Raw genomic sequence first — 25,397 nt, forward strand, 5'->3', positions numbered from 1 at the left:
ACCCCCGACATCGCATCTCTCAGAGCCGCCAGCCGGGCATAGCCCCAGAGGCAGGGGCACTTTCCGGCTTCCCTTCCCGGTGATTCCCCGCTATAGGCCCGCGATCGCGCCATGCACCCTTGAACGTTGGCGGATATATATATGGAGAAACACTATGGCACGCGAGATCCTTGATCTTCACGCCGAAGCACGCACGGGGACAGGCAAGGGGGCCGCCCGTCAATCACGTCGTGATGGCTTCGTTCCCGGTATCGTCTACGGCGATAATGTTGCCCCCTTGGCAATCAAAATCAACTACAACGCCCTGCTGAAGCGCCTGAAAGCTGGCCGCTTCCTGTCGTCGCTGTTCAACCTGAAGGTTGAAGGTCAGCCGGACGTGCATGTGATCTGCCGCGCTGTGCAGCGTGACGTTGTGAAAGATCTGCCGACGCATATCGACCTGATGCGCCTGCACGACGAAAACCGCATCAACCTGTTCATTCACGTGACCTTCATCAACCATGAAGCGAGCCCGGGTCTGAAAAAGGGCGGCACCTTGACCGTTGTGCGCAACGATGTCGAGCTGAACGTTCTGGCAGGCGATATCCCGGATCACATCACCGTCGATCTGACCGGCAAAAACATCGGCGATGTGATCCACATCAATGACGTGGTTCTGCCAGAAGGCACCAAAGCCAGCATCGACCGTAACTTCGTGATCGCCAACGTGGCGGCTCCGGCGGGTTACGTGGAAGTCGCTGAAGCTGAATAAGCCTTTCAGGGTTTGAAGTTCGGGGCGCAGGGGGAAACCTCTGCGCCTTTGCTTTTGGCCGCGCGCTGTGACGCAGCCGATTTATGAAGTCATAAATCGTCGACGATTTATTTCTGAATAAATCGGCTCCTAGGCCTGATCCGCCAGCGCCTCCGCCTGCGCCAGAAACGCCGCATATCTCGGATCATCCTCCACCCGCTTACCTGCCTTTTCGGCAATCGCGCGCACATGATCGGCGCAGCACAAAGCATGCAGGCGAGCCACATCCGGCAGCGCCATCACCTGTTCATACAAAGCATCAAACCGCGCCGAATAGCGGAAGGCGGAAATGTCCACCGCGCCCCCCGCATCGGCGGTGCGGAAATATTGCGCGCGGTAGCGGTTGCTGAGCCCCACGGGCGACTTTGTGCCGCGTTTCAGCCGATAGGTCTCAACCGAGCGCAGCATGTAATGGTTGATCTGTGCCACCTCATGGCTGACCAGCGACGCGGGCATCAGCGTCAGATGGCGGTCCAGCGGTGCCCAGTGCGGCAACGTTTGGCCCGCGGTGTTCACCCAAATGCCCCCCGGCTTGCCGCGTTTTTGCGCCGCGCGCTCATAATCAAAGCCACGCGGGCTGTGTTCGCCGAGATGGCTGAAGAACTTCACCAGCCGGAAGATCGACTTCACAAACCGTGACGAGCGATGCCCAGCTTCATGCGCGTAGGTGAACTGGCGATGCACCGGGCGGTCTTCAAAACTTTTCCGCCCCGAGGTGCCAAACACCCGCCAGTTGATCGACATGCCCAGATAGGCGGGCTCGGCGCTGGTCAGATCAATCAGATCGCCGATCAGCCCCGCGCCGCGATGGATCACCAGAAACTCATCAACATCGCAGATCATCAGCCAGTTGCAGCGCCGTACCGCTTTGTGAGAAGCCGCCGCGTTCAACTTGGCGCGGGTGATGCGCTGGCCGGGTTGCAGATCATGCCGAATGTGGTGAACAAGGCCAGCCGCTTGCAACGCGTCCAGCAGTTGCGGCGAATGGTCGGTGCAGTTGTTGGTGACCACCACCGCATCGGTAAAGCCGAGCATCCGATACCAGCACAGCCATTCGACGATGAACGGCCCTTCGTTTCGCATCGAGGCTAAAACCGTAATCCGCACGCCTGTTTTGCTTTCTTGCTTGGGCCGTTGGGGCTTGCTTTGTTTGCTAAGCTGAAGGGCGCGTCATGGCAAGTCAAGCGGGTGGCGAGAGGGTAGATGCGATGAAAGGTTAAGATTTCCTTAAAACCCCTAGGCTATGCCATTGATATAAAACACCTAAAAAAGGTCCCGAGTTGGGACCAGCCGCCCCGGCTTGCATCCCAGCCTGCGCCGGGGCATTTATGGCAGGCAAGCGGCAGATCGGCGGGGCATCATGAAACTCTTTGTAGGCCTCGGCAATCCCGGCGCGAAATATGCTGGCAACCGCCACAATATCGGCTTCATGGCCGTGGACCGGATCGCCGAAGATCACGGGTTTTCCCCGTGGCGGCGCGGCTATCAGGGGCAGGTGTCGGAGGGGCGGTTGGGCTCGGAAAAGATCGTGCTGCTGAAGCCCGAAACCTTCATGAACCTGTCGGGCCAATCGGTGCGCGCGGCGGTGGATTTCTTCAAGATCGACCTTTCAGACATCACTGTGTTCCACGACGAGCTAGACCTCGCCCCCGGCAAGTGCCGCATCAAACAAGGCGGCGGTCATGCCGGACACAACGGCTTGCGCTCGATCCACGCCCATCTCGGTGAGGCTTACGGCCGCGTTCGCCTCGGCATCGGCCACCCCGGCCATAAAGACGCGGTGGCGGCCTATGTGCTGCATGATTTCGCTAAGGCCGATCAAGACTGGCTGGATGATCTGTTGCGCGGCATCTCGGACGGCGCGCAGGCCTTGGCCGAGGGTGACGGTCAGCGGTTCATGAACGCGGTCGCCCTGCGGGTGGCGCCGTCACGATCGTCGGCGAGTGTGGAGAAACCTGTCAAACCGACGGCAAAGCCTACGCCGGAACCCATCCCCGAACCCGCCGCAAACCCGCTGCAAAAGCTGCTGGACCGCTTCAAATGACCACAGCGGTGCGCGAGATGTTTCTTGCGCAGGCGGCGGGATGTGACAGCCTCGGCTCGCCCCTGACCGCGCGGGTGCTGCGCTTGCTGGCTGCGGCGATGGTGCTGGGCCACGCCATAGAGGACCGGGTTTTGGGGTGGCAGGGGGATCTTTCCCGCGCCGGAGATGCGCTGGCTTTGCGGCTGGCGGGGGGCTTGCATGGGTTGGTGCTGAGCGGGGCTGCGCCAGATTTGGCGGTGTTTTACCGCGCGCCAGAGGCGGTTTCCGATGCCGAGGCGACGGCTGTGCTGCTGCGGGAGATCCGGGCGCATCCGGCAGCTTTGCAGTTGTGGTTGGATCACCCACCGCAAACCAATGAAATCCGCCGCTCAGCGGTGTTGATCGCAGCGGGGCATTGGTTGACAGCGCGGCTGGGCGTGCCGCTGGTGCTGTCAGAACTGGGGGCGAGTGCCGGGCTGAACTTGCTGTGGGATCGCTATGCGCTGGAGATCGGCGCGCAGTTTGGTCCGAAGGATGCCACGATACGGCTGAACCCGCTGTGGCACGGGGACTTGCCGCCCGATCTTGCCCCGCAGGTGGTGGCGCGGGCCGGTGTGGATTTGCAGCCGCTTGATCCAGTGCGGGATCGGGTGCGGGCGTTGTCCTATATCTGGGCTGATCAGCCAGAGCGGTTGGCGCGCACGGCGGCGGGGTTGGATGCCTTGGCGACGTACGGCCCGGTGGTGAGCCAAGGCGACGCGATTGACTGGTTAGCGCAGCGCTTGGCCGAACCGCAACCGGGTCACTTGCACCTGATCTATCACACCATTGCTTGGCAGTATTTCCCTGCCACCGCAAAGGCGCGCGGGTTGGCTTTGCTTGAAGCTGCGGGGGCGCGGGCAACGCTTGCTGCGCCATTGGCGCATTTGGCGATGGAGGCGGATGCGCAAGAGCGGGGTGCGGCTTTGACTCTGCGGCTGTGGTGCGGTGGCCCGGTACAAGACATCGCCCTAGGGCGCGCGGATTTTCATGGCCGCTGGGTGGAGTGGTGCGCGCCTAGCGCCCGAGTTTGATCAGTTCTGCCACAGCATCGGGGCCAAGGCGGTAGTGGCCTGTTATGGGGAAGTCGAACAGACGGTCTTCCTCCTGCGCGCCTGCGCCGATGTTGTGCAGCACTTGCGGGCGGGTGCCGTCCATGCTGCGGATATCCGAGATCAGGCCGATATGCGGCAGGTTGCCGGGCCGCAGCCATGTCACCACATCGCCGGGTTGGTAGTCGGCGGGATCGGTGGAGGTGGGCAGTTCGGCACCGACGCGGGCGAACAGGGTTTGCAGGTTCGGCACCCGGCGGTGGTCGATGTTGCGGTCAGTGGTCTTCAGGCCCCATTGCTGCGGGTAGGCCAAGAAATGCGCCTTCATGTCGCGGTTGACGGCCAGTTGCAGATCTATGCCCCAAGCTGTGCGCAGGGCGCGGATGATCACGTCGGTGCACACACCATGGGCGGGGTCGACATCGCCACCGGGGAAATCAAGGCTTTGATAGCCGGGGTCGTAGATCGTGGTGATGCCGACTTGCGCGCGGGCGGCGGCGACCAGCGCCGGGGCATCTTGGGCGGCGGCGGCAAGGGCGAGGAGGAGCGAGAGTAACAGGATACGCATGGCAGGATTTAGCCAAAGCTCTGTGCAATCCGCTAGCGGGGCGTTTGCGGTCCGGCACCTTTCCGCCAAGCGGGGGATCGGCTATGCAGAGGCATGGCGATCACCCTGACCTCACTCACAGACCTCGCAGCGCATGGCTTTGATGACATCATCGACGCCCGCGCCCCAGCAGAATATGCCGAGGACCATCTGCCAGGGGCGATCAGCCTGCCTGTGCTGGATGATGCCGAACGGGCGCGCGTGGGCACGATTTACAAGCAAGTCAGCCCGTTTACCGCCCGCAAGGTGGGTGCTGCACTGGTGGCGCAGAATGTCGCCAAACATTTGCAGGGGCCATTGGCGGATAAGCCGGGGGGATGGCGGCCCCTGGTGTATTGCTGGCGCGGCGGGCAACGCTCGGGGTCTTTTGCGCTGATCCTGGGCCAAGTGGGGTGGCGGGTCGAGACGATTGCGGGCGGCTACAAGGCGTGGCGCGCGCTGGTGGTCAAGGCTTTGTATAACACACCGTTCCCTTGCCCGGTGGTGGTGTTGGATGGCAATACCGGGTCCGCCAAGACCGAAGTGCTGAACATGCTGCCCGCGCGCGGCGTGCAGGTGTTGGACCTTGAGGGGCTGGCCAACCATCGCGGCTCGGTGTTCGGGCATCGCGGGGGGCAGCCGTCGCAAAAGGCGTTTGACTGCGCTTTGGCGATGGCGATCTCGCGGTTGGACCCCACAAAGCCAGTGGTGATTGAGGCGGAAAGCGCGAAGGTCGGGGAGTGTCGCCTGCCATCAGGGATCTGGAAGGCGATGACGGCAGCCCCAAGGGTGGCGATAGCCACGGGGGTGGCGGCGCGGGCCGCGTATCTGGTGCAGGCGTATGGCGACATGGTGGCGGATGGCGCGCGGCTGGTTCGGGTGATCGACCGGTTGCGCCCCTTGCATGCGGCCGAGCGGATTGAGGCATGGCAGGCGATGGCCGGGGCGGGGGCATTTGTCGATCTGGCGGCGGGGTTGATGCAGCATCACTATGACCCGCGCTATGACAAACATCGGGCGCGGATGCAGGCTTCGTTTGTCGAGATTGAGGTGGCGGGGCTGGGGCCGGATGATTTGGCGCGGCTGGCGGATCAGGTGGCGGCGGCGGTTAGGGCGGTGATGTAGCGGAGCTGGCGGAACGCTCCGCGGGGAGTATTTTTGCCAAGATGAAACCGCTCGGCGCAGGGTCAGTCGGCAAGGGTTATTCTGGGCGGGCCTGCGGTGATTTCGCCGATGAGTGCGGCCCCGGAGATAGCGTTCAGCAGGGTTTCAGCGATCTCGGGGGGCACGGCGGCGAGCAGGCCTCCGGCGGTTTGCGGGTCGTAGAGCAGGGCTTTCAGCGGTGAGTCTGGGCCCGTGACGCGCCCTATGGTGGCGGCGCGGTTGGCGGGGGCGAGGCTGGAGGCTTGGCCGGATACGGCGAGCATCAGGGCTCCGGGCAGGGTTGGGATGGCGTCGCTGCGCAGGGTGGCGGCGGTGTTGGAGGCATCTAGGATTTCCAAGAGGTGGCCAGCGAGGCCGAAGCCTGTCACGTCGGTCATTGCATGGGCATAGGGGGCGAGCTGTGCTGCGGCGGGGCCGTTGGCTTGGCTCATCTGGTGCAGGGCGCGGGCGACGGCTTCGCCGAGGATCAGACCGGGGCGTTCGGCCATCGCCATCTCAGCCGCCATGATGGTGCCGGAGCCGATCGGTTTGGTCAGGATCAGTTTGTCACCGGGCTTTGCGCCGCCTTTGGTGATGGCGCGCTGGGCAAGGCCGGTCACGGTGAAGCCGATGGTGAGTTCCGCGCCGATCGAGGTGTGACCGCCGACGATATCGGCCCCGGCTTCGCGGAAGACTTCCGCCGCCTCGGTCATGATTTCGGCCAGCATCTCGGCGGATTTTTCCGGCGATAGGCGCGGCAGGGTGATTTGGGCGAGGGCTATTTGCGGAGCGGCCCCCATTGCCCAGACATCCCCAAGTGCGTGAATGGCGGCGATGCGGGCCATCAGACGGGCATCGTTGGTGAAGGCGCGCAGGTGGTCTGTGGTGATGACCTGCACGCCGCTGGGGATCGTCAGGATGGCGGCATCGTCGCCGGGGCCGGAGATGACCTCGGGGCGCTGCGGTTTGGGCAGGGTGGCGAGGGCGGCGGTGAGGTCTGATGCCCCGAGTTTCGCGCCGCAGCCGCCGCACATCGGTTTGTCGCCCATGGCATCCAGCAGGCCGGGGAGCGCGGGATTGGGCAGGGCGCGCGGCATCACGGGGTAGCTGGTTAATTTCGCCATGAATTTGCGGTCGATGCGGTCTTTCCAGCGCCACAGCCATGCGCCGTCCAGTGGCAGGCTCCATTTGTCGGCGACGGCACCTTTCGCCCCGGTCGAGATCAGTTTCAGGTAGTCGCGCTGCGGTTTGAAGGCTTTGAGGGGTCGTTCCAGCAAGGCGGCGCGCAGGTTGTGCAGCAGGATCGGCGCGGCGCGGACGGCGTAGACTCCGGCTTTTGGACGCGGGGCGAAGGGCAGGTGAGCGCAGTCTCCGGCGGCAAAGATGGCGGGGTCGGAGGTTTGTAGGGTGTCCGAGACGGTGAGAAAGCCGTGGTGCAGGGTGAGCGTGGTGTCCGTCAGCCATGCGTGCGGGCGGCTGCCTGCGACAGCGAGGGTGAAATCGGATGGCAGGCGGGTGCCGTTGCTGAGGGTGACGGCGGTTGCCTGGATTTCGGCGGGTTTGGCGTTGGTGATCAGGGAGATTTTAGCGCGGATGAGATGGGCGAGCAGGGCATTGCGGGCTCCGCTGCCGATGGCGGGCAGGGCTGTTGGGCCTTGTTCCAGCAGGGTGACATTGGCGCTGGGTAGGCGGTGTTTGGTGGCAAGGGCGAGTTCTACACCGCCAACACCTGCACCGATCACGGTGATCTGCGGGGCAGGCAGGGCGCGGGCGACAAACTCTGCCCACTGGGTGGCAAAATCGCCCAAGGGTTTGGCGGCATGGGCGAATTGGGTGAAACCGGGGATGTCTGGTAAATCGGAGGTGATGCCGATGTCGATGCTGCACAGATCGTAGGAGATCGGCGGACGATGGGCGAGATGCAGGCGGCGGGTTTCGCGGTCAAGGCCTGTCACGCGGTCAAGGATCAGGCGGGCATCTGCGAAACGGGCGAGGCGGACAAGGTCGATCATGATCTCTTCGCGGGCGTAATGGCCTGCGATCAGGCCGGGCAGCATGCCTGTGTAGGGCGCGGCGGGATCGGGGTTGATCAGGGTTAGCCGCACACCTGGAAGCGGGTTCATCGCCCACATCCGGGCGACAAGCGCATGGGCATGGCCGCCGCCGACCAGCACCAGATCTTTGACGATGGGGAAATCGGGTTGCATGGGGCTCTCGGTGGTTTGCTCCTTGGTAGCTGTGTGGGGTTGGAAAGGCCATGCTTGCTGGAGAGGGGATGTTGGACGCTTGCGGCGCCGTATTATCTAGGCTGCGGTTTGCGGTGTTGGCTTGGGGGAGCCTCCGGCGGGGATATTTGAGCCAAGATGAAATTGGCGGGGCGTGAGCGGGGCAGCGGGTGAGGGCGGGCGGCGCTTCTGCTGGCGGTTGCGCGGAGGGACCGCGCAAGCTAGCCTTGCGCTATGAGATCACCCCAGCAGCGCCTTGGCCTGACCCAGACCCAGCGGCTTGAGCTGAACACCAGCCTGCAAGCCTCGATTGCGATTTTGCGCACCGATGCGGCGGGGCTGACGCGCTATCTGGAGGAGCAGGCGGCGGAAAACCCGCATCTGCGGCTGGAGCCGCCGCCTCAGCCCGGTCTGCACGACTGGCTGCCGCGCTGGGCAGGGGTGTTGGGGTCGGGCGGCGGCGGTCTGGGGCTTGCGGCGGAAACCGCAGATACCAGCCCCAGTCTGATGGCGCATGTGATGGGCGCGATTGAGGCGCTGAAACTCGGGCCAAGGGAACAGCGGATCGCTGTGGCGCTGGCCGAGGTGTTGGAGCCGTCGGGCTGGCTGGGGGCCGAGCTGAGCCTTGTGGTGGCCGAAACGCGCACGACGCTTGCCGAGGTTGAAGCCGTGCTGCACCGCTTGCAAAAGCTTGAACCAACAGGAATTTTTGCGCGCAATCTGGCGGAGTGCTTGCGGTTGCAAGCGATTGAAGCGGGGGCGCTGGACAAAGAGATGGCGGCGGTGCTGGCGCATCTGGATCTGCTGGCCTCGGGCGATCTGGCGCGGTTGGCCAAGGCCTGTCACATCTCGGAAGCGGCGGTGTTGCAGCGGTTTCGGATCATTCGCGCGATGAATCCCAAACCGGGAGCGGAGTTTGCCAGCATCAGTGCCGCGCAATCACGTGAGCCTGATCTGGTGGTGAAGGCGACGGCGACGGGCTGGAGCATCGCGCTGAACCGCTCGGCTTTGCCAACGTTGCGGGTGGAGAAGTCGGAGGCAGGCTCGGCAGAGGGGCTGTCGCAGGCCAAAGCGTTGGAACGGATGGTCGAGGCGCGCAATGCGACGCTGCTGCTGGTCGGGCGCGAGATTTTGGCGCGTCAGCAAGAGGCGATCCGGCTGGGGCCGATTGGGCTTGCGCCGATGAGCATGGCCGATCTGGCCGAGGCTTTGGGCTTTCACGAAAGCACGATCAGCCGGGTGGTGTCGGGGGCCAGTTTGGACAGCCCGCGCGGCACATGGTGGCTGCGGCAGATGTTCAGCAGCGCGCTGGGTGGCAATGGCCAGCCGCTGATCTCGGGCGCTGCGATGCGGGGGCGGCTGGCGCGGCTGGTGGCGGCAGAGAACCCGGCGCGGCCGCTGTCAGATGCGGCTTTGGCGATGGCCTTGGCGATTGATACCGGGGTGACCATCGCGCGCCGCACGGTGGCGAAATACCGCGAGGTCGAGGGGATTCCGGTGGCGTCGCGGCGCAAACGCAAGCCGGTTTTGCCGCGAATGGGCCGAAAAGGTCGCGCAGAGGGCTGACTTCGCCGCGCAGCGCCGCTATCGCTGGGGCGAAATCAAACGGGAAGTCAGATGGCGCATTTTCTGGGCGTGGATACGGGCGGCACTTACACCGATGCGGTGATCGTTGATGAGGCCGCCGATCTGGTGATCGGCAAGGCAAAATCACTGACCACGCGGGCGGATTTGGCCTTAGGGATTGGCCGCGCGGTCGATGCGGCTTTGGCGCAATCTGGGGTGGCGGCGAAGGATGTGGCCTTGGTGTCGCTGTCGACGACTTTGGCGACCAATGCTTTGGTTGAGGGGCAGGGCGGGCGGGTGGCACTGATCTTCGTCGGCTTTGACGAAGGCGATTTGGAGCGCGGCGGGCTGATAGAGGCTTTGAAGGGCGATCCGGTGGTGAAAATCGCAGGCGGGCATAGCCATGCGGGCACCGAAGCGGCTCCGTTGAATTTGACCGCGTTGGAAGTGCTGCTGCGCGAACTTGGCCCACAGGTGATGGGCTTTGCCGTCGCCGCCCGCTTCGCCACTCGTAACCCCGCGCATGAAATCGCCATCCGCGATCTGATCAGGGCCGTGACGGGCCGCCCGGTGACCTGCTCGCATGAGCTCTCAGCGCAGTTGAACGGCCCGAAGCGGGCGCTGACCGCGGTGCTGAATGCGCGGCTGATCGGGATGATTGATCGCCTCGTTGCTGCCTGCGAGCGGCATCTGGCGGAAATCGGCATCACAGCCCCCCTGATGGTGGTGCGCGGCGATGGCGCGCTGATCTCGGCGGCGATGGTGCGCGAGCGTCCGATTGAGACGATCCTGTCGGGCCCTGCGGCCTCGATTGTCGGCGCACGGTGGCTGACCGGGGCGAAGGACGCTTTGGTCTCGGATATTGGCGGCACCACCACCGATGTCGCCCTGTTGCGCGATGGGTTGCCCGAGATTGACCCGCAAGGCGCGCGGGTGGGTGGCTTTCGCACCATGGTCGAGGCGGTGGCGATGCGGACAAGTGGCCTCGGCGGGGATTCCGAGGTGCATTTGATCACCGAAGGGCTGCAAGGCGGCATGCGGCTGGGCCCGCGCCGTCTGATCCCGGTGTCGCTGCTGGCATCCGAGCATGGCGCGATGGTGCATGCGGCGCTGGATCGGGCCTTGTCCTCGGACAAGGCGGGCGAGATGGATGGGCGGTTTGTGGTGCCGATGGCGGGGCAGACCGGGGGGCTTTCTGCGCGCGAATTGACGGTGCTCGCGCGGATCACGCAGCCGATGCCGATGGCGCAAGTGTTGACGACTCGGTTGGAGATTGCGGCGCTGGAGCGGTTGGTGGCGCGCGGCTTGGTGATGATGGCGGGGGTGACGCCGTCGGATGCCAGCCATGTTCTCGGTGGGCTAGAGGCTTGGGATGGCTTGGCTGCGGCGAAGGCGGTGGAATTGCTGGGGCGCAGGCGTAATGGCTCGGGCGAGCGGTTCTCGACCGATGCTGCGGTCTTGGCGCAGGGCATTGTCGATCAGTTGACCACGCAGACGGTGGAATGTTTGCTGGAAGCGGCGTTTGATGAAGACCCCGGTTTTGCCGGTGAAAGCCCGGAAGTGCTGGCGCGGCACGCTTTGACGCGGGCGGCTTTGGGGCGGCATCGTGGGGTGATCGAATTCACCGCGCGGCTGGGGGTTCCTGTGATCGGGCTTGGTGCCTCGGCACCCTATTACTATGGGGCGGTCGGCAAGCGTTTGGGTTGCGAGATGATCCTGCCGGAACACGCAGGCGTTGCCAATGCCATCGGTGCTGTGGTCGGCCAAGTCAGCCAGCGGGCGACAGCGATTGTCACCAGCCCCGGCGTTGGCCGCTTTACCGCGCATTTGCCGGAAGGCTTGCTGAGCTTCACCGACCCGGAGACCGCGATGGCTGCCACCGAAGCGGCGTTGACGCTGGAAGCGGTGCGCCGCGCCAAACATGCAGGTGCCGAGGATTTGCGCATCACCACCGCGCGCGATCTGCGCTCCGCTTCGGTCGAAGGCCAGCCGATGTTTGTCGAGGCGACGATCTCGGTGACGGCTTCGGGGCGGCCGCGGGTGGCGCATGCGGTGCCGGAAGAAGCGGCAATCTAAGGGAAATTTCTCGGCGGGACCGCTGATCCGGGCGGCTTTCGCTGCCAGCAAGGTCTGGGCGGCTATTCCGCGCGCAGCCCGCCAAAATCCACACTTTGCCCCAGAATACCCCTTGACGCCCCCCGCCCCCCAAACTACTCACCGCGCCAGTGGCGAGGTAGCTCAGTTGGTTAGAGCACACGACTCATAATCGTGGGGTCGAGAGTTCAAGTCTCTCTCTCGCCACCAGCAAATCCAGAAATATGGTTTCAGTTTGCTGGTGGCAGCCGATTTTGCGGATCAGTGCGCGCCATAGCAGGCATCGAAATACGGCGTCAGCGCGCGCATCACCGCCGCACGCAGCAGGGCGGGGGCGGTTTTGGCGGTTTTGCCTGTCATCACATCGCTATAAGCCGCGCCAAGGTGCTGCGAGATCAGCGGCTCGGGGAGGCTTGCGTCGCCAAACAGTGCCATCAGATCGGCGACGGCAGCGCTGGCAACCGGATCGGTCCAGTAATAGCGGATGCGGTCGGAATAACTGTAATGCCGTTGCAGATGCTGGTGTAGCGGCGTGCCGTGGTAATATTTCGCCCAATGCTGCGGCTTTTGCTGCATCAAAGCCTCCATCGTCAGGCGCAGGGGCATGTGATCGGGGAACAGCACGTCGGCGATATGATCGAGGCCATAGAGCGCCTCGCGCAAGGCAAAGGTCAGGCCGGGGCCGACTTTCAGCATGCCGAAACCGTCTTGCACCAGATCAGCCAGCGCTTGCGGGGTCTGGTAATCGGTCGAATGCGCCTCAAACAGCATCGGCAGTTTGGGCAGGCAGGCGGCCAGAGCGCGGGCGGCGGGGCGGTGATAGGCGACGACGTTTTCATTGCCGAATTCGACGCCGGGCTGCACCACTAGGCCGACGACGCGCGCGAAAGCGGCTGCGATGCCAGCGGCTTTGAAGGCTTCGCGTTGCAAGGTCGCGGTGGCGAGGGCGGCCTCGGGCGAGGTGGGGGTCAGGCCTTCGACTTCCTCCCAAGCGCCGCCTGGAACCGGGACTTCGGTGCCGATGATATAGACCGGGGGCGTTGGGCTGTGGGTCTCGGCGACGGCGGCGAGTTGGGCGTTGCGGCTGGCAATGGTGGCATCGGGCAGCGGATTGGGGTCGCCCAAACAGGCCATGCTGGCGTCGAGATGGATCTTGCCAAACCCCGCCTGCGCATAGGCCGCGACCATATCGCAGGCTTTCGCCATCGCTTCGGCAGCGGGCAGCGCGGTCCAAGGGTTCGGCCCCAGATGATCGCCGCCAAGGATCAGGCCTGCCGGATCAAAGCCCTCTGCCGCCGCGATTCCCAGCACGAAACGTCGAAAATCGACGGGGGTCATCCCGGTATAGCCGCCCTCGTGGTTGACCTGATTGCAGGTGGCCTCGATCAGAACCGGGGTGCCGCGCGCCCGTCCCATCGCGAAGCTGGCGGCAATCACCACCGGATGCGCCGAGCAAATCGACGGAATCGCAAGCACTTGGCCTGATTTTCGGGCGGGGGCGAGGGCAAGCAGAGCGGCAGTCGACATTGCGGTCGATCCTTTTTGATCAAAATAAGAGCGTATATTGCTATAAAAAATCATAAATGATCATCATCATGATTGACAGTGATTATTTTTGATCTCTGTATAGGGGCATACCGGAAAACAGGACCACCATGAAGATTGATCGCGCCACCGCCATCCGGCAGCACCTTTTCGCCAAGGGCTATTCCTCGATTGCCGAGATCGCGGCAGCGGTGGGCGCGTCGGAACCAACGGTGCGGCGCGATCTGCTGACGCTGGAGGCCGAGGGGCAGATTTTGCGCACGCATGGCGGCGCGCAGATTGCTGAGACTTCCGGCGTTGAGGTGGCGTTTGAGAGCCGCGAGCAGATCAACCTGCCCGCCAAGCGCGCGATTGGTGAGGCGGCGTATCAGATGCTGCGGCCTGAAACCTCGGTGTTTCTGGATGCCGGAACCACCGTGTTGCAACTGGCGCGGCGGCTGCGGCTGAACCCGATGCCGTTGCGAGTCTTCACGAATTGTCTGCCGGTGGCACAGGTGTTGATGCCGGTGCCGGAGATTGGCGTCACTCTGCTGGGCGGCAGTTTGCGGCGGCAAAACGCCTCAATGGTGGGGCCTTTGGCAGAAGCGGCGCTGGAGAAGCTATGGTTTGACCAGTTGTTTCTGGGGGCGGGCGGTATCTCGGACAGGGGCGAGATTTCCAGCCGCGATGAACAAGAGGCGCGGCTCAACGCGCTGATGCTTACGCGCAGCAAGGCCCCGGTGATTGTGGCCGATGCGGATAAGTTCGGGCCGCAACTGACCTATGGCGTGGCGCATCTGGGCGCGGGGATGTGCCTGCTGACCGATGCGCGGTTGGCTGTTGGCTGGCGGGATGTGCTGGCGGGTTTGGGTTGTGCGGTGACCGTGGCGGAGGTCGCGTGATGGAGCGGATTCTCGGGCTGGATAGCGGCGGCAGCAAGACCGATGCGGTGGTGATCAACCGCGCGGGGCGGGTGCTGGCGCGGGCGTGGGCTGAGGGGTTGGACCCGACGGCGGGCGCGGGTTGGGAAGCGCGTTTGGGGTTGTTGGCGGCAGAGTTCGGGCCGGTGTCTTGCGCAGTTCTGGGGCTGCCCTGTCATGGCGAGATTGCGGCGATTTCGGCGCGGCAGGTGGCGGTGGTGGCTGAACTGTTTGGCCCACAAGCCGCGGTGATGAACGATGTCGCGGTGGCGTTTCACGGGGCCTTGGCGGGGGAAGACGGCGTTTTGGTGCTGGCGGGCACGGGATCAATGGCTTGGGCACGGGGGCCTTTAGGCACCCACCGCGTTGGCGGCTGGGGCCATTTGTTTGGCGATGAAGGCTCGGCGCATTGGATCGGGCGGGCGGCTTTGGCGCTGGCCAGCCAGCACTTGGATGGCCGCAAGCCGCCATCGGGCTTTGCGCATGGTTTGCTGCGCGAGATGGGGGTGGCGGCAGAGGATTTGCTCGGCTGGACCTATGGGCGGGACACGCGGGCGGGGCTGGCCTCGGTGGCGGCTTTGGTGTCGCGGTTGGCCAATGCGGGGGTGATTGAGGCGGTGGGTTTGATGCAAGAGGCCGCCGGGCATCTGGCGCTTGCGGGGCGGACGGCGGGACGGCACGCGGGGGTGGAGCCGCCGTTGCGCTGGAGTTTTGCGGGCGGTGTGATGCAGGACGCCACGGTGATGACGGCGCTGATGGCTGCACTAGGCCCGCCCGTACCGCCGGTTTTGCCCCCGGTGGGTGGTGCGGCACTGGCTGCGGCGAAGGCTGCCGGATGGGCGATAGGGCCGGAGTTTATCGCGACACTTCAGACGGAATTGACCAAAAGCGCAACGCCCCAGTAAGGGGCCGACAACAGGGTGACATTATGAAAAGACGGTATTTTCTTCTTTCTGCCTCGGCGCTTGGCCTGAGTGCCTTTGCGCCCGCGATTGCCTTTGCCGAGGGCGCTTTGGCGGTATTGTTGCCGCCATGGGTGACACTGCCCAAAGCGATGACGGATACTTACACGGGCGGCGGTCTTGATATTCAGACGCTCGGTTGGGACGAAATTCGCACCAAGATCGTAACCTCAATGCTGGCCAATACTGCGCCCGCCAGTGTCACGGAGATGGATTGGAGCTGGGTTGGTCAGTTCGGCTCGGCAGGCTGGTACGATCCGCTGGACGCGCTGCTTACGGATGAGTTGAAGGCCGATCTGCCGACCACCTCGATTTTCACCTATGATGGCAAGCTGATCGGCGTGCCCTATAACAACGACTTCCGCGTGCTGATTTACAACGCAGCGCATCTGACGGCGGCGGGGGTGGCGGTGCCGAAAACCCCGGCGGAATTGCTGGCTGCGGCGCGTGCGGTGAAGGCCGCCAAGATCGCGGACTATCCGATTGCTTTGCCACTGTCGGCCTCGGAGGGGGCTGCGACGGCGTGGTATCTGCTGACAAAGGCGTTTGGCGGCGATCTGTTTGACGCCGATTTCAAGCCTTTGTTCATCGATCCGGCCTCGGCGGGCTATCAGGCGATGGCGTTTGAGATTGCGGCTTTGAACGAAGGGCTGATTGATCCGGCCTCGACCAGCCTGAAGGATGTCGAGGTGCAAGAGCTGTTCAAAGCTGGCAAGGCGACGTTCGACGTCGCAGGCTGGGCGGGGAATTTGGCGGTATATACCGACCCTGCGAAATCGCAGGTGGCGGCAGATGTGGCGGCGGCATTGATGCCGAATGTGAACGGCAAATCGCGGACCTTTGGCCTGCCGGGGGCGTTGGGGATTCCGATGAACGCGGAAAATAAGGAACAGGCGGCGGGCTTTATCCAATGGATGTTGGAGCCTGCGACGATGGAGGCGAATTACCGCTTGCTGGGCAATCTGCCGACGCGGCTTTCGGTGCTGAAAACCCTGAATGAGGCCGGAAATCTGAAGCAGGGCGATGTGTTGATCGCGCAGGCCGAGGTGGTCGAGCCTTTGTTCGCGCAAGGTACACCGGGGTGGTATCCCGAATTCTCGGGCGCGGTGGCGACGGCGTTGAACGCAGCGGCGAAGGGTCAGTTGACCGTCGACGAAGCGGTGGCGCAGATCGCCGCAGCTGCTGCGACGGCGCAGGAATAAGGGCGGCGAGGGGGAATGACTTTGCGGATCAGACCCCCTCGGTTGGGACGCCTACGCCTCGGCCGGGATGCGCGCCTCGGGTTGGCTTTGGCCTTGCCTGTGGCGCTGATCATGGGCGGGTTGGTATTTTTGCCACTGCTGTCGACATTGTTTGACAGCCTGTTCAGGGTAGAGCCGATGAAGCCCGGCTCGCCGTTTGTGGGCGTGCGGAATTACACCAATCTGCTGAAGGATAGCACCGTCAACGCGGCTTGGATCACCACGGCGATCTATGTGGCTTTGGCGGTGTTTATTGAAACCGTCGGCGGCCTCGCTGCGGCCTTGCTGCTGAATCGCATCAAAATCGGGCGGCGCTGGCTGCTGGCGATTGTGGTGCTGCCGTGGTGCCTGCCGCCTGTGGTCAACGCGATCATCTGGATGTGGATTTATAACCCCAGCTATGGCTTGCTGAACGGCCTGCTGCTGAGCGCTGGCATTATCGACACGCCGCAGGTTTGGTTTAACAACCGCGAAACCGGGCTGCTGTTGGTCTCGGTCGTTCATGCGTGGCGGATGATGCCGTTGACGGTGATCATCCTGCTCGCAGCACTGCAATCCATCCCGGCGGAGTTGTATGAGGCCGCGCGATTGGACGGGGCCAACCCGCTGCAACGTCTGCGCAAGATCACCTTGCCGCTGATCGCCCCCGGTCTGGCGATTGCCTTGTCACAATCCACCGTCTTTGCCGTTAACCTGTTTGATGAGGCGTGGATTTTGAACGGAGCCTCGCTGGATACCCGCTCTGTGATCATTCAGGTCTATGTGCTGGCATTCCAGAACATGAAATTCTCCAGCGGGATGGCGCTGTCGGTGCTGACCATGGTGATCTCGCTTGCGGTGTCGATGATCTATGTGTTGCGGGTCTACCGCGAAACGAGGTTTGAATGAGCCGCCGTTTCAAACATCTGCTGGGGCAGGTCGGGCTGTGCTTGGGTGTGGCGCTGCTGGTGCTGTGGTCGGTGGGGCCAGTTTATTGGTCGTTCGTGACCTCCATCACGCCACCTAATGCTTTGGTGTCGGATAACCTGCATTTCTGGCCGGAGACCACGACTTGGGAGCACTACGCCAAGCTGTTTGGGGCCACTTCAACCTCACAGGGCAATGAGGTGGCATCGGTCTGGCCGCAGTTCTCACGCGCCTTTGCCAACAGCCTGATCACCTCGCTGGCCGCCACCGCGTTGGTGGTGATCATCGCGGCCTTTGGCGCTTGGGCCTTTGTGCGGTTGGAGTTTCCGGGCCGCAATGTGCTGTTCGTGCTGGTGGTGGCGACACTTGCGATCCCGGCCTACACGGTGATGATCCCGCTCTATCGGTTGATGATCTCAATGGGCCTGATCGACACCTATACGGGTGTGACGCTGATCTATGTCTCGGCGTTTTTGCCGCTGGCTTTGTGGCTGATGCGCTCGGTTTACCAAGCGATGCCCCTGTCGCTGGAGGAAGCGGCTTGGCTGGATGGCGCCAGCAAGCTGCGCGCCTTTGTGCAGATCGTGCTGCCCTTGGCGGGTCCGGGTTTGGTGGCCTGCGGCATCCTGACGTTTCTGTCGGCTTGGGGGCAGTTCATGGTGCCGCTGGTGTTCTCGCCGACGCTTGCGACCAAGCCGCTGACCGTGCTGATCCCCGAATTCGTCACCCGCAACTATGTCGATTACGGGCTGATGAACGCAGCCGGAATCATCGCAATTCTGCCGCCGATGCTGCTGGTGCTGTTTCTCAACCGATATCTCGTCTCGGGCCTGATGGCTGGGGCGGGGAAATAACTGACTGTAAGGAAAGCGAAAATCATGTCTGCGACCATCACCGAAACCGTCATCCGCCGCCAGTTTCCCTATTGGACCGCCGCTTTGACGCAAGAGTTGCCTGCGGTGAAAGCCACGACGGTGGTGATCACCGGCTGCGGCACGTCTTACTATCTGGCGCAGGTGATGGCTTGTGCCTTTAACGCGCAGGGCCAAGCGGCGCTGGCCGTGCCGGGAGCGGAATGGGCGCGCAGGCCGGAATGTTACCTCGCCCATACCGAGGGCGTGCTGGTGATCGGATTGTCGCGCTCTGGCACCACATCGGAAACCGTTCAGGCGATTGAGGCCAGCCGTGCGCGCGGATGGCGGACGCTTGCGGTATCGTGTGAGCCGGATTCGACCATTTTGCGCGCGGCGGATCAGGCGCTGTATCTGCCGACTGATCCGCAAGAGGGCATAGTGATGTCGGTGTCGGCCAGCCTGATGCTGTTGGCCGGATTGCGGATGGCAGGCGTCGCTCTGCACCAGACGATCCCCGCTGAGGCCGCAGCGGCTATGACCGCCCTTGAGTCGGGGATCGTCGGCCTGCTGCACGGGCGCAGTCATTTCGTTTATCTGGGCGCTGGGCCGAACTATGGCATGGCAACCGAAGGCTGCCTCAAGTTGCAAGAGATGAGCATTTCCTATTCTCAGGCGTTTCATCCGATGGAATATCGCCACGGCCCGGTCTCCCTGATCGACACTAAGTCACTGGTGGTGATGCTGTATTCGCAAGCCACCGCCGCTGAAGAGGCTATTCTGGTCGCCGAACTGCAGGCCAAGGGCGCGCTGGTGATTGGCTTTAACGGGCCGGGGGATCTGCGGATTGATTTGGGGCTGTCTGACGATGCCAATGCACTTGCCTGTCTGCCTGCCTTGCAAATGTTGGGCGAGAGGGTGGCTTTGTCGAAGGGCATCAACTCGGAAGCGCCGCGGCATCTGAGCAAAGTCGTTGTGCTGCAATAATCCCTTAAGCCCGAGGATCAAATGGCCGAAGTTTCCATTCGAGACGTGACGAAATCTTACGGCACGACCAAAGTGTTGCATGGCGTCAGCTTTGATGTGGCGGATGGCGAGTTTGTGGCACTGGTTGGCCCCTCGGGCTGCGGGAAGTCGACCCTGCTGCGGATGATTGCGGGGCTGGAAGAGATCAGCTCGGGCACGGTTTCCATCGCGGGGCGGGTGGTGAATGACGTAGAGCCAAAGCAGCGCGATATTGCGATGGTGTTCCAGAATTACGCGCTTTATCCGCATATGTCTGTGCGCGACAATATGGGGTTTTCGCTGCATCTGCGCGGGGCCAGCAAGGCGGAAATCGCGGCGGCGGTCAGCAAGGCTGCCGAGATTTTGGGCTTGACGCCTTATTTGGATCGCACGCCAAAGCAGCTTTCGGGCGGACAGCGGCAGCGGGTAGCGATGGGGCGGGCGATTGTACGCCAGCCAGCGGTGTTTTTGTTTGATGAGCCGCTCTCGAACCTCGACGCCGCCTTGCGGGTGCAGATGCGGGCGGAAATCCGGGCGTTGCATGAGAGGTTGGGTTCGACCTCAATCTTCGTGACGCATGATCAGGTCGAGGCAATGACGATGGCCGACAGGATCGTCGTGATGCGGGCGGGGCGGTTAGAGCAGGCCGGCCCGCCGTTGGAATTGTATGATCGGCCCGCCAATGCGTTTGTCGCCGGCTTTATTGGTTCGCCTGCGATGAATTTGCTAGAGGCTGTGGCGGAGGGTGGGCAGGTCCGGCTGGCCTCGGGGCAGGTGTTGGAGGTTGCATCGGCAGCCACCGGAGGGGTGCTGTATGGCATCCGGCCCGAGCATCTGGAACTGACCAACCCAGATGCGCCGGGGGCGATTGTGGGGCAGGTCGGGATTGTGGAAAGCACCGGGACGGCGATGTTTGTGGCGATGCAGGCGGGTGCCTTGACCCTGCACGCCGTTTTCACCGATCGACCCAACATCAAGCGCGGTGATCAGATTGGGCTGATGCCAAAACCCGGCCTTGTGCATCTGTTTGATGCCAAGACCGGGCTGCGTTTGAGCTAAACCGTTAGATATTCACCTGCGTGCCAATCTCAACCACGCGGCCTGCGGGGATGTGGAAGTAGTCCGACGCCCCGGCGGCATTGCGCGCCATGAAGATGAACACCCGGCGCTGCCAGCCCGGCAAGGCGCTTTTGCTCGACAGTTTCAAAGACCTGCGCGACAGCAGGAACGAGGTCGACATGATGTCGAATTTCCAACCCAGCTTGCGGCAGAGCATCAGACCATCCGGCACGTTGGGGTCCTCCATATAGCCATAGGTCAAGCTGATGCGGCGGAAGCGGGGGGTGATTTCCTCCATCTTCACGCGGTCCTCAATGGCGACACGCGGGACAGTGGCGGTCACAATCGTTAGGATCACGTTCTGCGCGTGCAGGCTTTTGAAATGCTTCAGGCTGTGCAGCAAGGCCACCGGGGCGGTGTCGGGGCTAGAGGTCAGGTAGATCGCCGTGCCGGGAATAACCGGGATTGGTTTGGTATCCACCTGCCGCAGAATTGTGGTCAGCGGCACCTCGGCCTCATGTTCCTTACGCACCAGAACGGCGGTGCCGCGCAGCCAAGTCAGCATCACGCAGATCACCAAGGCGGCCAAAGCCAGCGGCACATAGCCGCCGTCAAACACTTTCAGCAGGTTTGCCCCCAGAAAGATCAGATCTATCAGCAGGAACGGTGCGATCAGCAGGCTTGCGGCCCAAAGCGGCCAGCCCCAATGTTTGTTGACCACAATCAGCGCCAGCACGGCTGTTACAACCATCGTGCCCGTCACACTGATGCCATAAGCATGGGCGAGCGCCGCAGAGTTGCCAAAGCCCACCACCAATGCCAGCACCGCCACCAGAAGCAGGGCGTTGACGCTGGGCAGATAGATCTGACCTTCCTGCGTTTCCGAGGTATGGCGAATCTTCAGACGCGGCAGCAGGCGCAGTTGGATCGCCTGACGGGTCAGCGAAAACGCCCCGGTGATCACGGCTTGGCTGGCGATGATTGTCGCCATCGTCGCCAGCAGAACCACCGGCAACAGCGCCCAATCGGGATACATTAGGTAGAACGGGTTCTCTAAGGTTTCCGGGTGTTGCAGTACCAGAACACCTTGGCCAAGGTAGTTCAGCGTCAAGGCGGGCAAAGCGACGGTGACCCATGCAAGGGTGATCGGGCGGCGGCCAAAATGACCCAAATCGGCGTAAAGCGCTTCGGCTCCGGTTACGGCCAGAAACACCGCGCCCAACACCACTAGGCCAATCGTGCCGTGTGCCGTCAGAAACCGTGCGGCGTGGATCGGGTTCAGCGCCGCCATGATCGCGGGGTCCGTGGCGATCTGCGCAAGACCACCCCAAGCCAGCACGATAAACCACACCAGCGTGATTGGACCGAACAGACTGGCCACCGCCGCCGTACCCCGCGCTTGCACCGCAAACAAAGCGATGATGATCACCAGCGTGATCGGCAGCACATAGGCGTCAAGCTGGGTAGTGACCAAACTCAGCCCCTCGACCGCCGACAGCACCGAAATCGCTGGGGTGATCGCCGCATCGCCGTAAAACAGCGCCGCCCCAATCAGCCCGGCCATCAGCACGACGGATGTTTGCCGCCCCATCGCGCGCTGCGCCAGTGCCAGAAGCGAAAGCGTGCCGCCCTCGCCTTGGTTATCCGCCCGCAGCAGGATCAGCACATATTTCAGCGTCACCACGATGATCAGCGCCCAGAGGATCAGCGACAACACCCCCAGCACGGTCTCGCGCCCAGAGTCGCCCGCCGCACGCAAAGCCTCGCGGAAGGCATAAAGCGGTGAGGTGCCAATATCGCCGTAAACCACCCCGATGGAGCCTAGTGACAGCGCCAGAACGCCGGGATGTTTGCGGGGGGAAAGGCTAAGCTCTGTGGTGGTCACGGCATTGATCCTGCAAAAGCCAAGTCTGGCGGATTGCGGGCAATCTGGGGATTGCGGCATAAGGATGCGACAGGGGGTTTGCGCCCGGGCATAAGGATTGCGTAAAGATCATGGACAGCAAGGGCCAAGCGGCTAAAACTTCGGCGATGCTGACGCCTGCGCCATGGATGCCACGACATGAAGGCTGGGCGGCATTGCCCAGACTGCCGCAAGTGCTGGGGGCTATGCTGTTTCTGGCGGTTGCGGCCCTGGGCACGCATCTGACGCAGGACAGCTTTCCCGAACCCTCGGGGTTGTTTTTGTTCTTTGTTGCCGTGCTGTTGGCCGCCGTGCGCTTTGGCTTCTGGATTGGCATTGCCACCGCCATCGCGGCCTTTGCGCTGTTCAATTTCCTGTTCGTCGCCCCGCTTTACACATTGGCCATCGCCAAGCCCGGCGACCTACTGGTGCTGGCGGAATTCCTGTGTGTCGCGGGCCTGACGGGCTTTCTGGCCGGGCGGTTGCGCGAAGAAGCCAATGCCGCCAAATCTCGTGCTGCTGTGCTGGAAGTGCTGTCGGCCTTTGCCACCGATCTTGCCGAAGCGGATGAGCCCTTGGCCGTCGAGCAGGCTTTGGTGATCCACGCCACGGCGCTGGCGCATGGGCCTGCGCTGGTGCTGCACGACGGCAATCCTGACGCCACTGATCTGCAGGCCCCAGACCTGCAAGCGGCCGAACGTGCCTTTCGCCGTCACACGCCCCAAGACGCTGCCGAGCCGGGGCAGCAAGGTGGTCGTTACACTTTTCTGCCGTTGATGCAGCAAGGACAGATGGTGCTGGTGCTGGGCTATCATCGTCTGGATGCGCAGCGGCCCGATCGCTTTGCCCGCGCCGCCGCCATCGAAGTGATCTGCCACCAAGCCAATCTTGCTCTGGAACGCCTGCGCTTCGCGCAAGCTGCCGAAGAGGCCCGCACCGCCGCCACACGAGAGCAGTTGCGCGCGGCTTTACTCACGTCGCTGTCACACGATTTGCGCACGCCTTTGGCGACCATTCTGGGCGCGATCACCAGCCTGCGGCAGTTGGGCGCGTCCTTGCCGCCGGAGGCGCGTGACGATCTGGCCTTGGCGATTGAAGAAGAAGCGCAGCGGTTGGCAAACTACGTCGACAACCTGTTGCATATGACCCGCCTACAAGCCGGGTTGGCGCTGCATCTGGTCTGGGTGGACCCGGCGGATGTGATCGCAGCCGCGGTGGCGCGCGCGCATCGCGCCTTCCCCTTGGCCGAAATCACCGCTGATCTGCCCGACCTGCCGATGATCCGCGCCGAGTCCGCGCTGCTGGAGCAAAGCCTGTTTAATCTGATCGACAATGGGGTGAAATTCTCGACCCCACCCGCACGCATCCAAATCACCGCCCGCGCGCAAGCGCAAACCCTGACTCTGACCGTCACCGATCAGGGTCCCGGCATCGCGCCCGAAGCCCTTGCGCAAATCTTCACACCGTTCTTTCGCGCCAATCCAAGCTTTCCCGGCACCGGATTGGGGTTGACGATTTGCCACGGCATCGCTGCGGCGCTGGGCGGTAACTTGACCGCCGAAAGCCCGGTCGCAGAAGGTCACGGCACCGCGATGCACATCTCTCTGCCCCTGCCGAAAGCTGCAGCATGACCAAGCCGCTGATCCTGATCGTGGATGACGAGCCACAGATTCAACGCTTTCTTGGCCACGCTTTGGCTGCCTCGGGGTATGACACCTGCTTTGCGGCGACAGGGCAGGGCGCTTTAGAGGCCGTGGCCGCGCAGAAGCCCGACGCGATGGTCCTTGATCTCGGCCTGCCGGATCTGAACGGCAAAGCGGTGATTGAAACCCTGCGCGCCAAATCTAATCTGCCCATCATCGTGCTGTCGGCGCATGATCAAGAGATGGAAAAGATCATGGCGCTGGACCTTGGCGCGAATGATTTTGTCGCCAAGCCCTTTGGTATAGGCGAATTGCTTGCCCGCCTGCGCGCCTGCCTGCGCAAGGCCCCGCAGCCCGAGGATATTTTGCGGCAAGGCCCGCTGGTGATCGACCTGCCGGGCCATACTGTGACCCGCGACGGAGCGCCCGTGCATCTGACGCCGACGGAGTTCGATCTGTTGGTGATGTTGGCACGCAATCCGGGCCGGGTGCTCAGCCACCGCCAGATATTGCTGCAGATCTGGGGTCCCGCGCATGGCGAGGATGTGCCCTATCTGCGCGTTTTCATCGGCCAGTTGCGCCAGAAGATTGAGTCCAACCCCAGCGCCCCCGACCTGATCCGCACCGAACCCGGCATTGGCTATCGCTGGATGGCGGATTAGGCGTTAACCTACCCGCTGCCCCTGCACCCAAGTACCGCGGAGCGCCGCAGCCCCAGCAACCCGCGCCACCCGGATCACATCGCCGCGCGCGCCAAGGCTTAAGCTGCCACGGTCCGACAAACCCGCCGCCTGCGCTGGCGCTTGCGTCACACAACGCACCCCACGCGCCACATCGCCCCACAGATCGCCCAGCAACAAAGCTGCCGACAGCAGTGCCGAGGGCACATAATCCGACGACACAATATCCAGCAAATCCGCCTCAGCCAGCTTGCTCGCCGCAACATTGCCGGAGTGAGAGCCGCCCCGGATCAGGTTCGGCGCCCCCATCATCACCTTGATGCCCTGCGCATGGCAGGCTTCGGCGGCCTCAACCGTGGTCGGAAATTCAGCAAAATGCGCGCCGTGCTGGGCCGAGGTGGCGACCTGCGCGGCGGTGGTGTCGTCATGGCTGGCGAGCACCGCGCCAAAGCGGCGGGCTTCCGCCACCGCCGCCGCCTCATGCGCTTGGCCCAGCCGCGTGGAAATCGCCACTTGCTCCGCGACATGGCTCTCAAATTCGCTCTCCGACAGCCCATGCTTGCCGCAGACATAGGCGCGCAACTGGGTGATGTCGCGGAATTGCCGCTGACCGGGGGTGTGATCCATCAAAGACACGATGCCGATGCGGTCGGCAGGGCCAAATTTTGCCAGTTCCGCGATCAGGGTTTCCGAGCAAACTTCTGCCCGTAGATGCAGGAAGTGGCTGATTTTCAGCGCGCCCTTTTCCCGCAGCCCCAGAATTTCATCGGCCAAATGTCGGGCGTATTCGCCGTAATTCATCTTCTTAGACGAGGTGATCGACCCCACCCGCAAAGCGTCGAACACCGTCGTGATCCCCACACTCGCCAATTCCGCATCATGCGCGATGATCGCGCTGGCATGCGGCCAGTTGACCTTTGGGCGCGGCTCGATATGGCGTTCCAGATTGTCGGTGTGCAACTCGATCAGCCCCGGCATCAACAGATCGCCGTTGCAGTCGAGCGCGCCGTGTGGGATCGCAGCCCCTTGATCTATTGCAGTAATCACACCGTTTTCAATGCGGAGTGCCCCATGGATCACTTCATGCGGCAGAACCAGCGTGGCATTGGCAAGGATCGTCTCAGTCATCATCAGACCTTCATTGTGCTTACGTAAAACAGATGCCAGAAAACTGTCACAACGGTG

General features: G+C 63.0%; 21 protein-coding genes and 1 tRNA gene. 16 read left to right on the forward strand and 6 right to left on the reverse strand.

Going from position 1 to position 25,397, the window contains the following annotated elements:
- Window positions 1-154 precede the first annotated feature (154 nt).
- Window positions 155-751: a 50S ribosomal protein L25/general stress protein Ctc gene (locus ACS5RD_RS09370; RefSeq protein WP_489930955.1), complete on the forward strand. Its 597-nt coding sequence runs from the start codon at window positions 155-157 to the stop codon at window positions 749-751.
- A 129-nt stretch (window positions 752-880) separates the two neighbouring features.
- Here the strand turns inward: ACS5RD_RS09370 and ACS5RD_RS09375 are convergent, their stop codons facing one another.
- A complete protein-coding gene (locus ACS5RD_RS09375; protein WP_489930956.1) occupies window positions 881-1,897 on the reverse strand; it encodes a glycosyltransferase family 2 protein in 1,017 nt (338 codons plus the stop codon).
- Window positions 1,898-2,150: 253 nt separating this feature from the next.
- On the opposite strand from ACS5RD_RS09375, the gene pth reads away from it, so the two are divergent.
- Together pth and ACS5RD_RS09385 are read left to right on the forward strand one after the other, a co-directional pair.
- Window positions 2,151-2,834, forward strand: a complete 684-nt coding sequence (gene pth, locus ACS5RD_RS09380) for an aminoacyl-tRNA hydrolase (protein ID WP_489930957.1) — start codon at window positions 2,151-2,153, stop codon at window positions 2,832-2,834.
- Window positions 2,831-3,886: a DUF2332 domain-containing protein gene (locus ACS5RD_RS09385; protein WP_489930958.1), complete on the forward strand. Its 1,056-nt coding sequence runs from the start codon at window positions 2,831-2,833 to the stop codon at window positions 3,884-3,886. Before pth ends, ACS5RD_RS09385 begins: the two co-directional genes overlap by 4 nt.
- Here ACS5RD_RS09385 and ACS5RD_RS09390 read toward each other — a convergent pair.
- The gene (locus ACS5RD_RS09390) at window positions 3,870-4,472 is read right to left on the reverse strand and encodes a DUF1287 domain-containing protein (RefSeq protein ID WP_489930959.1); all 603 of its coding nucleotides are present in this window, start codon (window positions 4,470-4,472) and stop codon (window positions 3,870-3,872) included. The two genes, ACS5RD_RS09385 and ACS5RD_RS09390, sit on opposite strands and share 17 nt — an antisense overlap.
- 93 nt (window positions 4,473-4,565) lie before the next feature.
- Here ACS5RD_RS09390 and mnmH point away from each other — a divergent pair, with 93 nt between their 5' ends.
- Window positions 4,566-5,615 carry a tRNA 2-selenouridine(34) synthase MnmH gene (gene mnmH / locus ACS5RD_RS09395; RefSeq protein ID WP_489930960.1) on the forward strand — a complete coding sequence of 350 codons (1,050 nt, stop codon included), beginning with the start codon at window positions 4,566-4,568 and terminating at the stop codon, window positions 5,613-5,615.
- Window positions 5,616-5,677: 62 nt separating this feature from the next.
- Here mnmH and selD read toward each other — a convergent pair whose 3' ends face one another.
- Window positions 5,678-7,840: a selenide, water dikinase SelD gene (gene selD, locus ACS5RD_RS09400; protein WP_489930961.1), complete on the reverse strand. Its 2,163-nt coding sequence runs from the start codon at window positions 7,838-7,840 to the stop codon at window positions 5,678-5,680.
- Between the two features lie 252 nt (window positions 7,841-8,092).
- On the opposite strand from selD, the gene rpoN reads away from it, so the two are divergent.
- The 3 genes from rpoN (at window position 8,093) to ACS5RD_RS09415 (ending at window position 11,728) form a co-directional block, all read left to right on the forward strand.
- A complete protein-coding gene (gene rpoN, locus ACS5RD_RS09405; RefSeq protein ID WP_489930962.1) occupies window positions 8,093-9,424 on the forward strand; it encodes an RNA polymerase factor sigma-54 in 1,332 nt (443 codons plus the stop codon).
- Window positions 9,425-9,475: 51 nt separating this feature from the next.
- Entirely contained in the window at window positions 9,476-11,500 is a 2,025-nt protein-coding gene (locus ACS5RD_RS09410) for a hydantoinase/oxoprolinase N-terminal domain-containing protein (RefSeq protein ID WP_489930963.1), read from the forward strand.
- A 151-nt stretch (window positions 11,501-11,651) separates the two neighbouring features.
- Window positions 11,652-11,728 (forward strand) — tRNA-Met (locus ACS5RD_RS09415).
- Between the two features lie 51 nt (window positions 11,729-11,779).
- Here ACS5RD_RS09415 and ACS5RD_RS09420 read toward each other — a convergent pair.
- The gene (locus ACS5RD_RS09420) at window positions 11,780-13,045 is read right to left on the reverse strand and encodes a class II D-tagatose-bisphosphate aldolase non-catalytic subunit (protein ID WP_489930964.1); all 1,266 of its coding nucleotides are present in this window, start codon (window positions 13,043-13,045) and stop codon (window positions 11,780-11,782) included.
- 128 nt (window positions 13,046-13,173) lie between these two features.
- On the opposite strand from ACS5RD_RS09420, the gene ACS5RD_RS09425 reads away from it, so the two are divergent.
- Genes ACS5RD_RS09425 through ACS5RD_RS09455 form a run of 7 tightly spaced genes read left to right on the forward strand, consistent with a single transcriptional unit; the run spans window position 13,174 to window position 19,986 of the window.
- Window positions 13,174-13,944 carry a DeoR/GlpR family DNA-binding transcription regulator gene (locus ACS5RD_RS09425; RefSeq protein WP_489930965.1) on the forward strand — a complete coding sequence of 257 codons (771 nt, stop codon included), beginning with the start codon at window positions 13,174-13,176 and terminating at the stop codon, window positions 13,942-13,944.
- Entirely contained in the window at window positions 13,944-14,867 is a 924-nt protein-coding gene (locus tag ACS5RD_RS09430; protein ID WP_489930966.1) for an N-acetylglucosamine kinase, read from the forward strand. Before ACS5RD_RS09425 ends, ACS5RD_RS09430 begins: the two co-directional genes overlap by 1 nt.
- A 23-nt stretch (window positions 14,868-14,890) precedes the next feature.
- Window positions 14,891-16,126 carry an ABC transporter substrate-binding protein gene (locus ACS5RD_RS09435; RefSeq protein WP_489930967.1) on the forward strand — a complete coding sequence of 412 codons (1,236 nt, stop codon included), beginning with the start codon at window positions 14,891-14,893 and terminating at the stop codon, window positions 16,124-16,126.
- A 21-nt stretch (window positions 16,127-16,147) separates the two neighbouring features.
- Window positions 16,148-17,053: a carbohydrate ABC transporter permease gene (locus tag ACS5RD_RS09440; RefSeq protein ID WP_489930968.1), complete on the forward strand. Its 906-nt coding sequence runs from the start codon at window positions 16,148-16,150 to the stop codon at window positions 17,051-17,053.
- Window positions 17,050-17,925, forward strand: coding sequence for a carbohydrate ABC transporter permease (locus tag ACS5RD_RS09445; protein ID WP_489930969.1), 876 nt, complete (start codon window positions 17,050-17,052; stop codon window positions 17,923-17,925). The genes ACS5RD_RS09440 and ACS5RD_RS09445 overlap by 4 nt, the downstream gene beginning before the upstream one ends.
- Before the next feature lie 24 nt (window positions 17,926-17,949).
- Window positions 17,950-18,909, forward strand: a complete 960-nt coding sequence (locus ACS5RD_RS09450) for an SIS domain-containing protein (protein WP_489930970.1) — start codon at window positions 17,950-17,952, stop codon at window positions 18,907-18,909.
- A 21-nt stretch (window positions 18,910-18,930) separates the two neighbouring features.
- Window positions 18,931-19,986, forward strand: coding sequence for an ABC transporter ATP-binding protein (locus ACS5RD_RS09455; protein ID WP_489930971.1), 1,056 nt, complete (start codon window positions 18,931-18,933; stop codon window positions 19,984-19,986).
- Between the two features lie 4 nt (window positions 19,987-19,990).
- Here ACS5RD_RS09455 and ACS5RD_RS09460 read toward each other — a convergent pair whose 3' ends face one another.
- The gene (locus tag ACS5RD_RS09460) at window positions 19,991-21,871 is read right to left on the reverse strand and encodes a potassium transporter Kup (protein WP_489930972.1); all 1,881 of its coding nucleotides are present in this window, start codon (window positions 21,869-21,871) and stop codon (window positions 19,991-19,993) included.
- A 110-nt stretch (window positions 21,872-21,981) separates the two neighbouring features.
- On the opposite strand from ACS5RD_RS09460, the gene ACS5RD_RS09465 reads away from it, so the two are divergent.
- Together ACS5RD_RS09465 and ACS5RD_RS09470 are read left to right on the forward strand one after the other, a co-directional pair.
- Window positions 21,982-23,520, forward strand: a complete 1,539-nt coding sequence (locus ACS5RD_RS09465; RefSeq protein ID WP_489930973.1) for an ATP-binding protein — start codon at window positions 21,982-21,984, stop codon at window positions 23,518-23,520.
- Complete coding sequence (locus tag ACS5RD_RS09470) at window positions 23,517-24,194, forward strand: response regulator (protein ID WP_489930974.1); 678 nt, start codon at window positions 23,517-23,519, stop codon at window positions 24,192-24,194. Before ACS5RD_RS09465 ends, ACS5RD_RS09470 begins: the two co-directional genes overlap by 4 nt.
- 3 nt (window positions 24,195-24,197) lie before the next feature.
- Here ACS5RD_RS09470 and ACS5RD_RS09475 read toward each other — a convergent pair whose 3' ends face one another.
- Window positions 24,198-25,340 (reverse strand): alpha-D-ribose 1-methylphosphonate 5-triphosphate diphosphatase, encoded by a 1,143-nt coding sequence (locus tag ACS5RD_RS09475; RefSeq protein ID WP_489930975.1) that lies wholly within the window; start codon window positions 25,338-25,340, stop codon window positions 24,198-24,200.
- Between the last annotated feature and the right edge of the window lie 57 nt (window positions 25,341-25,397).

This window comes from Cypionkella sp. PAMC25878, from assembly GCF_058135695.1.

Bases quoted from the DNA above. Each gene is read 5' to 3' on its own strand.
- ACS5RD_RS09465 (WP_489930973.1), top strand. From the start codon at position 21,982: ATGGACAGCAAGGGCCAAGCGGCTAAAACTTCGGCGATGCTGACGCCT.
- ACS5RD_RS09450 (WP_489930970.1), top strand. From the start codon at position 17,950: ATGTCTGCGACCATCACCGAAACCGTCATCCGCCGCCAGTTTCCCTAT.
- pth (WP_489930957.1), top strand. From the start codon at position 2,151: ATGAAACTCTTTGTAGGCCTCGGCAATCCCGGCGCGAAATATGCTGGC.
- ACS5RD_RS09445 (WP_489930969.1), top strand. From the start codon at position 17,050: ATGAGCCGCCGTTTCAAACATCTGCTGGGGCAGGTCGGGCTGTGCTTG.
- ACS5RD_RS09420 (WP_489930964.1), bottom strand. From the start codon at position 13,045: ATGTCGACTGCCGCTCTGCTTGCCCTCGCCCCCGCCCGAAAATCAGGC.
- rpoN (WP_489930962.1), top strand. From the start codon at position 8,093: ATGAGATCACCCCAGCAGCGCCTTGGCCTGACCCAGACCCAGCGGCTT.
- selD (WP_489930961.1), bottom strand. From the start codon at position 7,840: ATGCAACCCGATTTCCCCATCGTCAAAGATCTGGTGCTGGTCGGCGGC.
- ACS5RD_RS09385 (WP_489930958.1), top strand. From the start codon at position 2,831: ATGACCACAGCGGTGCGCGAGATGTTTCTTGCGCAGGCGGCGGGATGT.
- ACS5RD_RS09470 (WP_489930974.1), top strand. From the start codon at position 23,517: ATGACCAAGCCGCTGATCCTGATCGTGGATGACGAGCCACAGATTCAA.
- ACS5RD_RS09430 (WP_489930966.1), top strand. From the start codon at position 13,944: ATGGAGCGGATTCTCGGGCTGGATAGCGGCGGCAGCAAGACCGATGCG.
- mnmH (WP_489930960.1), top strand. From the start codon at position 4,566: ATGGCGATCACCCTGACCTCACTCACAGACCTCGCAGCGCATGGCTTT.
- ACS5RD_RS09390 (WP_489930959.1), bottom strand. From the start codon at position 4,472: ATGCGTATCCTGTTACTCTCGCTCCTCCTCGCCCTTGCCGCCGCCGCC.
- ACS5RD_RS09425 (WP_489930965.1), top strand. From the start codon at position 13,174: ATGAAGATTGATCGCGCCACCGCCATCCGGCAGCACCTTTTCGCCAAG.
- ACS5RD_RS09455 (WP_489930971.1), top strand. From the start codon at position 18,931: ATGGCCGAAGTTTCCATTCGAGACGTGACGAAATCTTACGGCACGACC.
- ACS5RD_RS09475 (WP_489930975.1), bottom strand. From the start codon at position 25,340: ATGACTGAGACGATCCTTGCCAATGCCACGCTGGTTCTGCCGCATGAA.
- ACS5RD_RS09410 (WP_489930963.1), top strand. From the start codon at position 9,476: ATGGCGCATTTTCTGGGCGTGGATACGGGCGGCACTTACACCGATGCG.
- ACS5RD_RS09435 (WP_489930967.1), top strand. From the start codon at position 14,891: ATGAAAAGACGGTATTTTCTTCTTTCTGCCTCGGCGCTTGGCCTGAGT.
- ACS5RD_RS09370 (WP_489930955.1), top strand. From the start codon at position 155: ATGGCACGCGAGATCCTTGATCTTCACGCCGAAGCACGCACGGGGACA.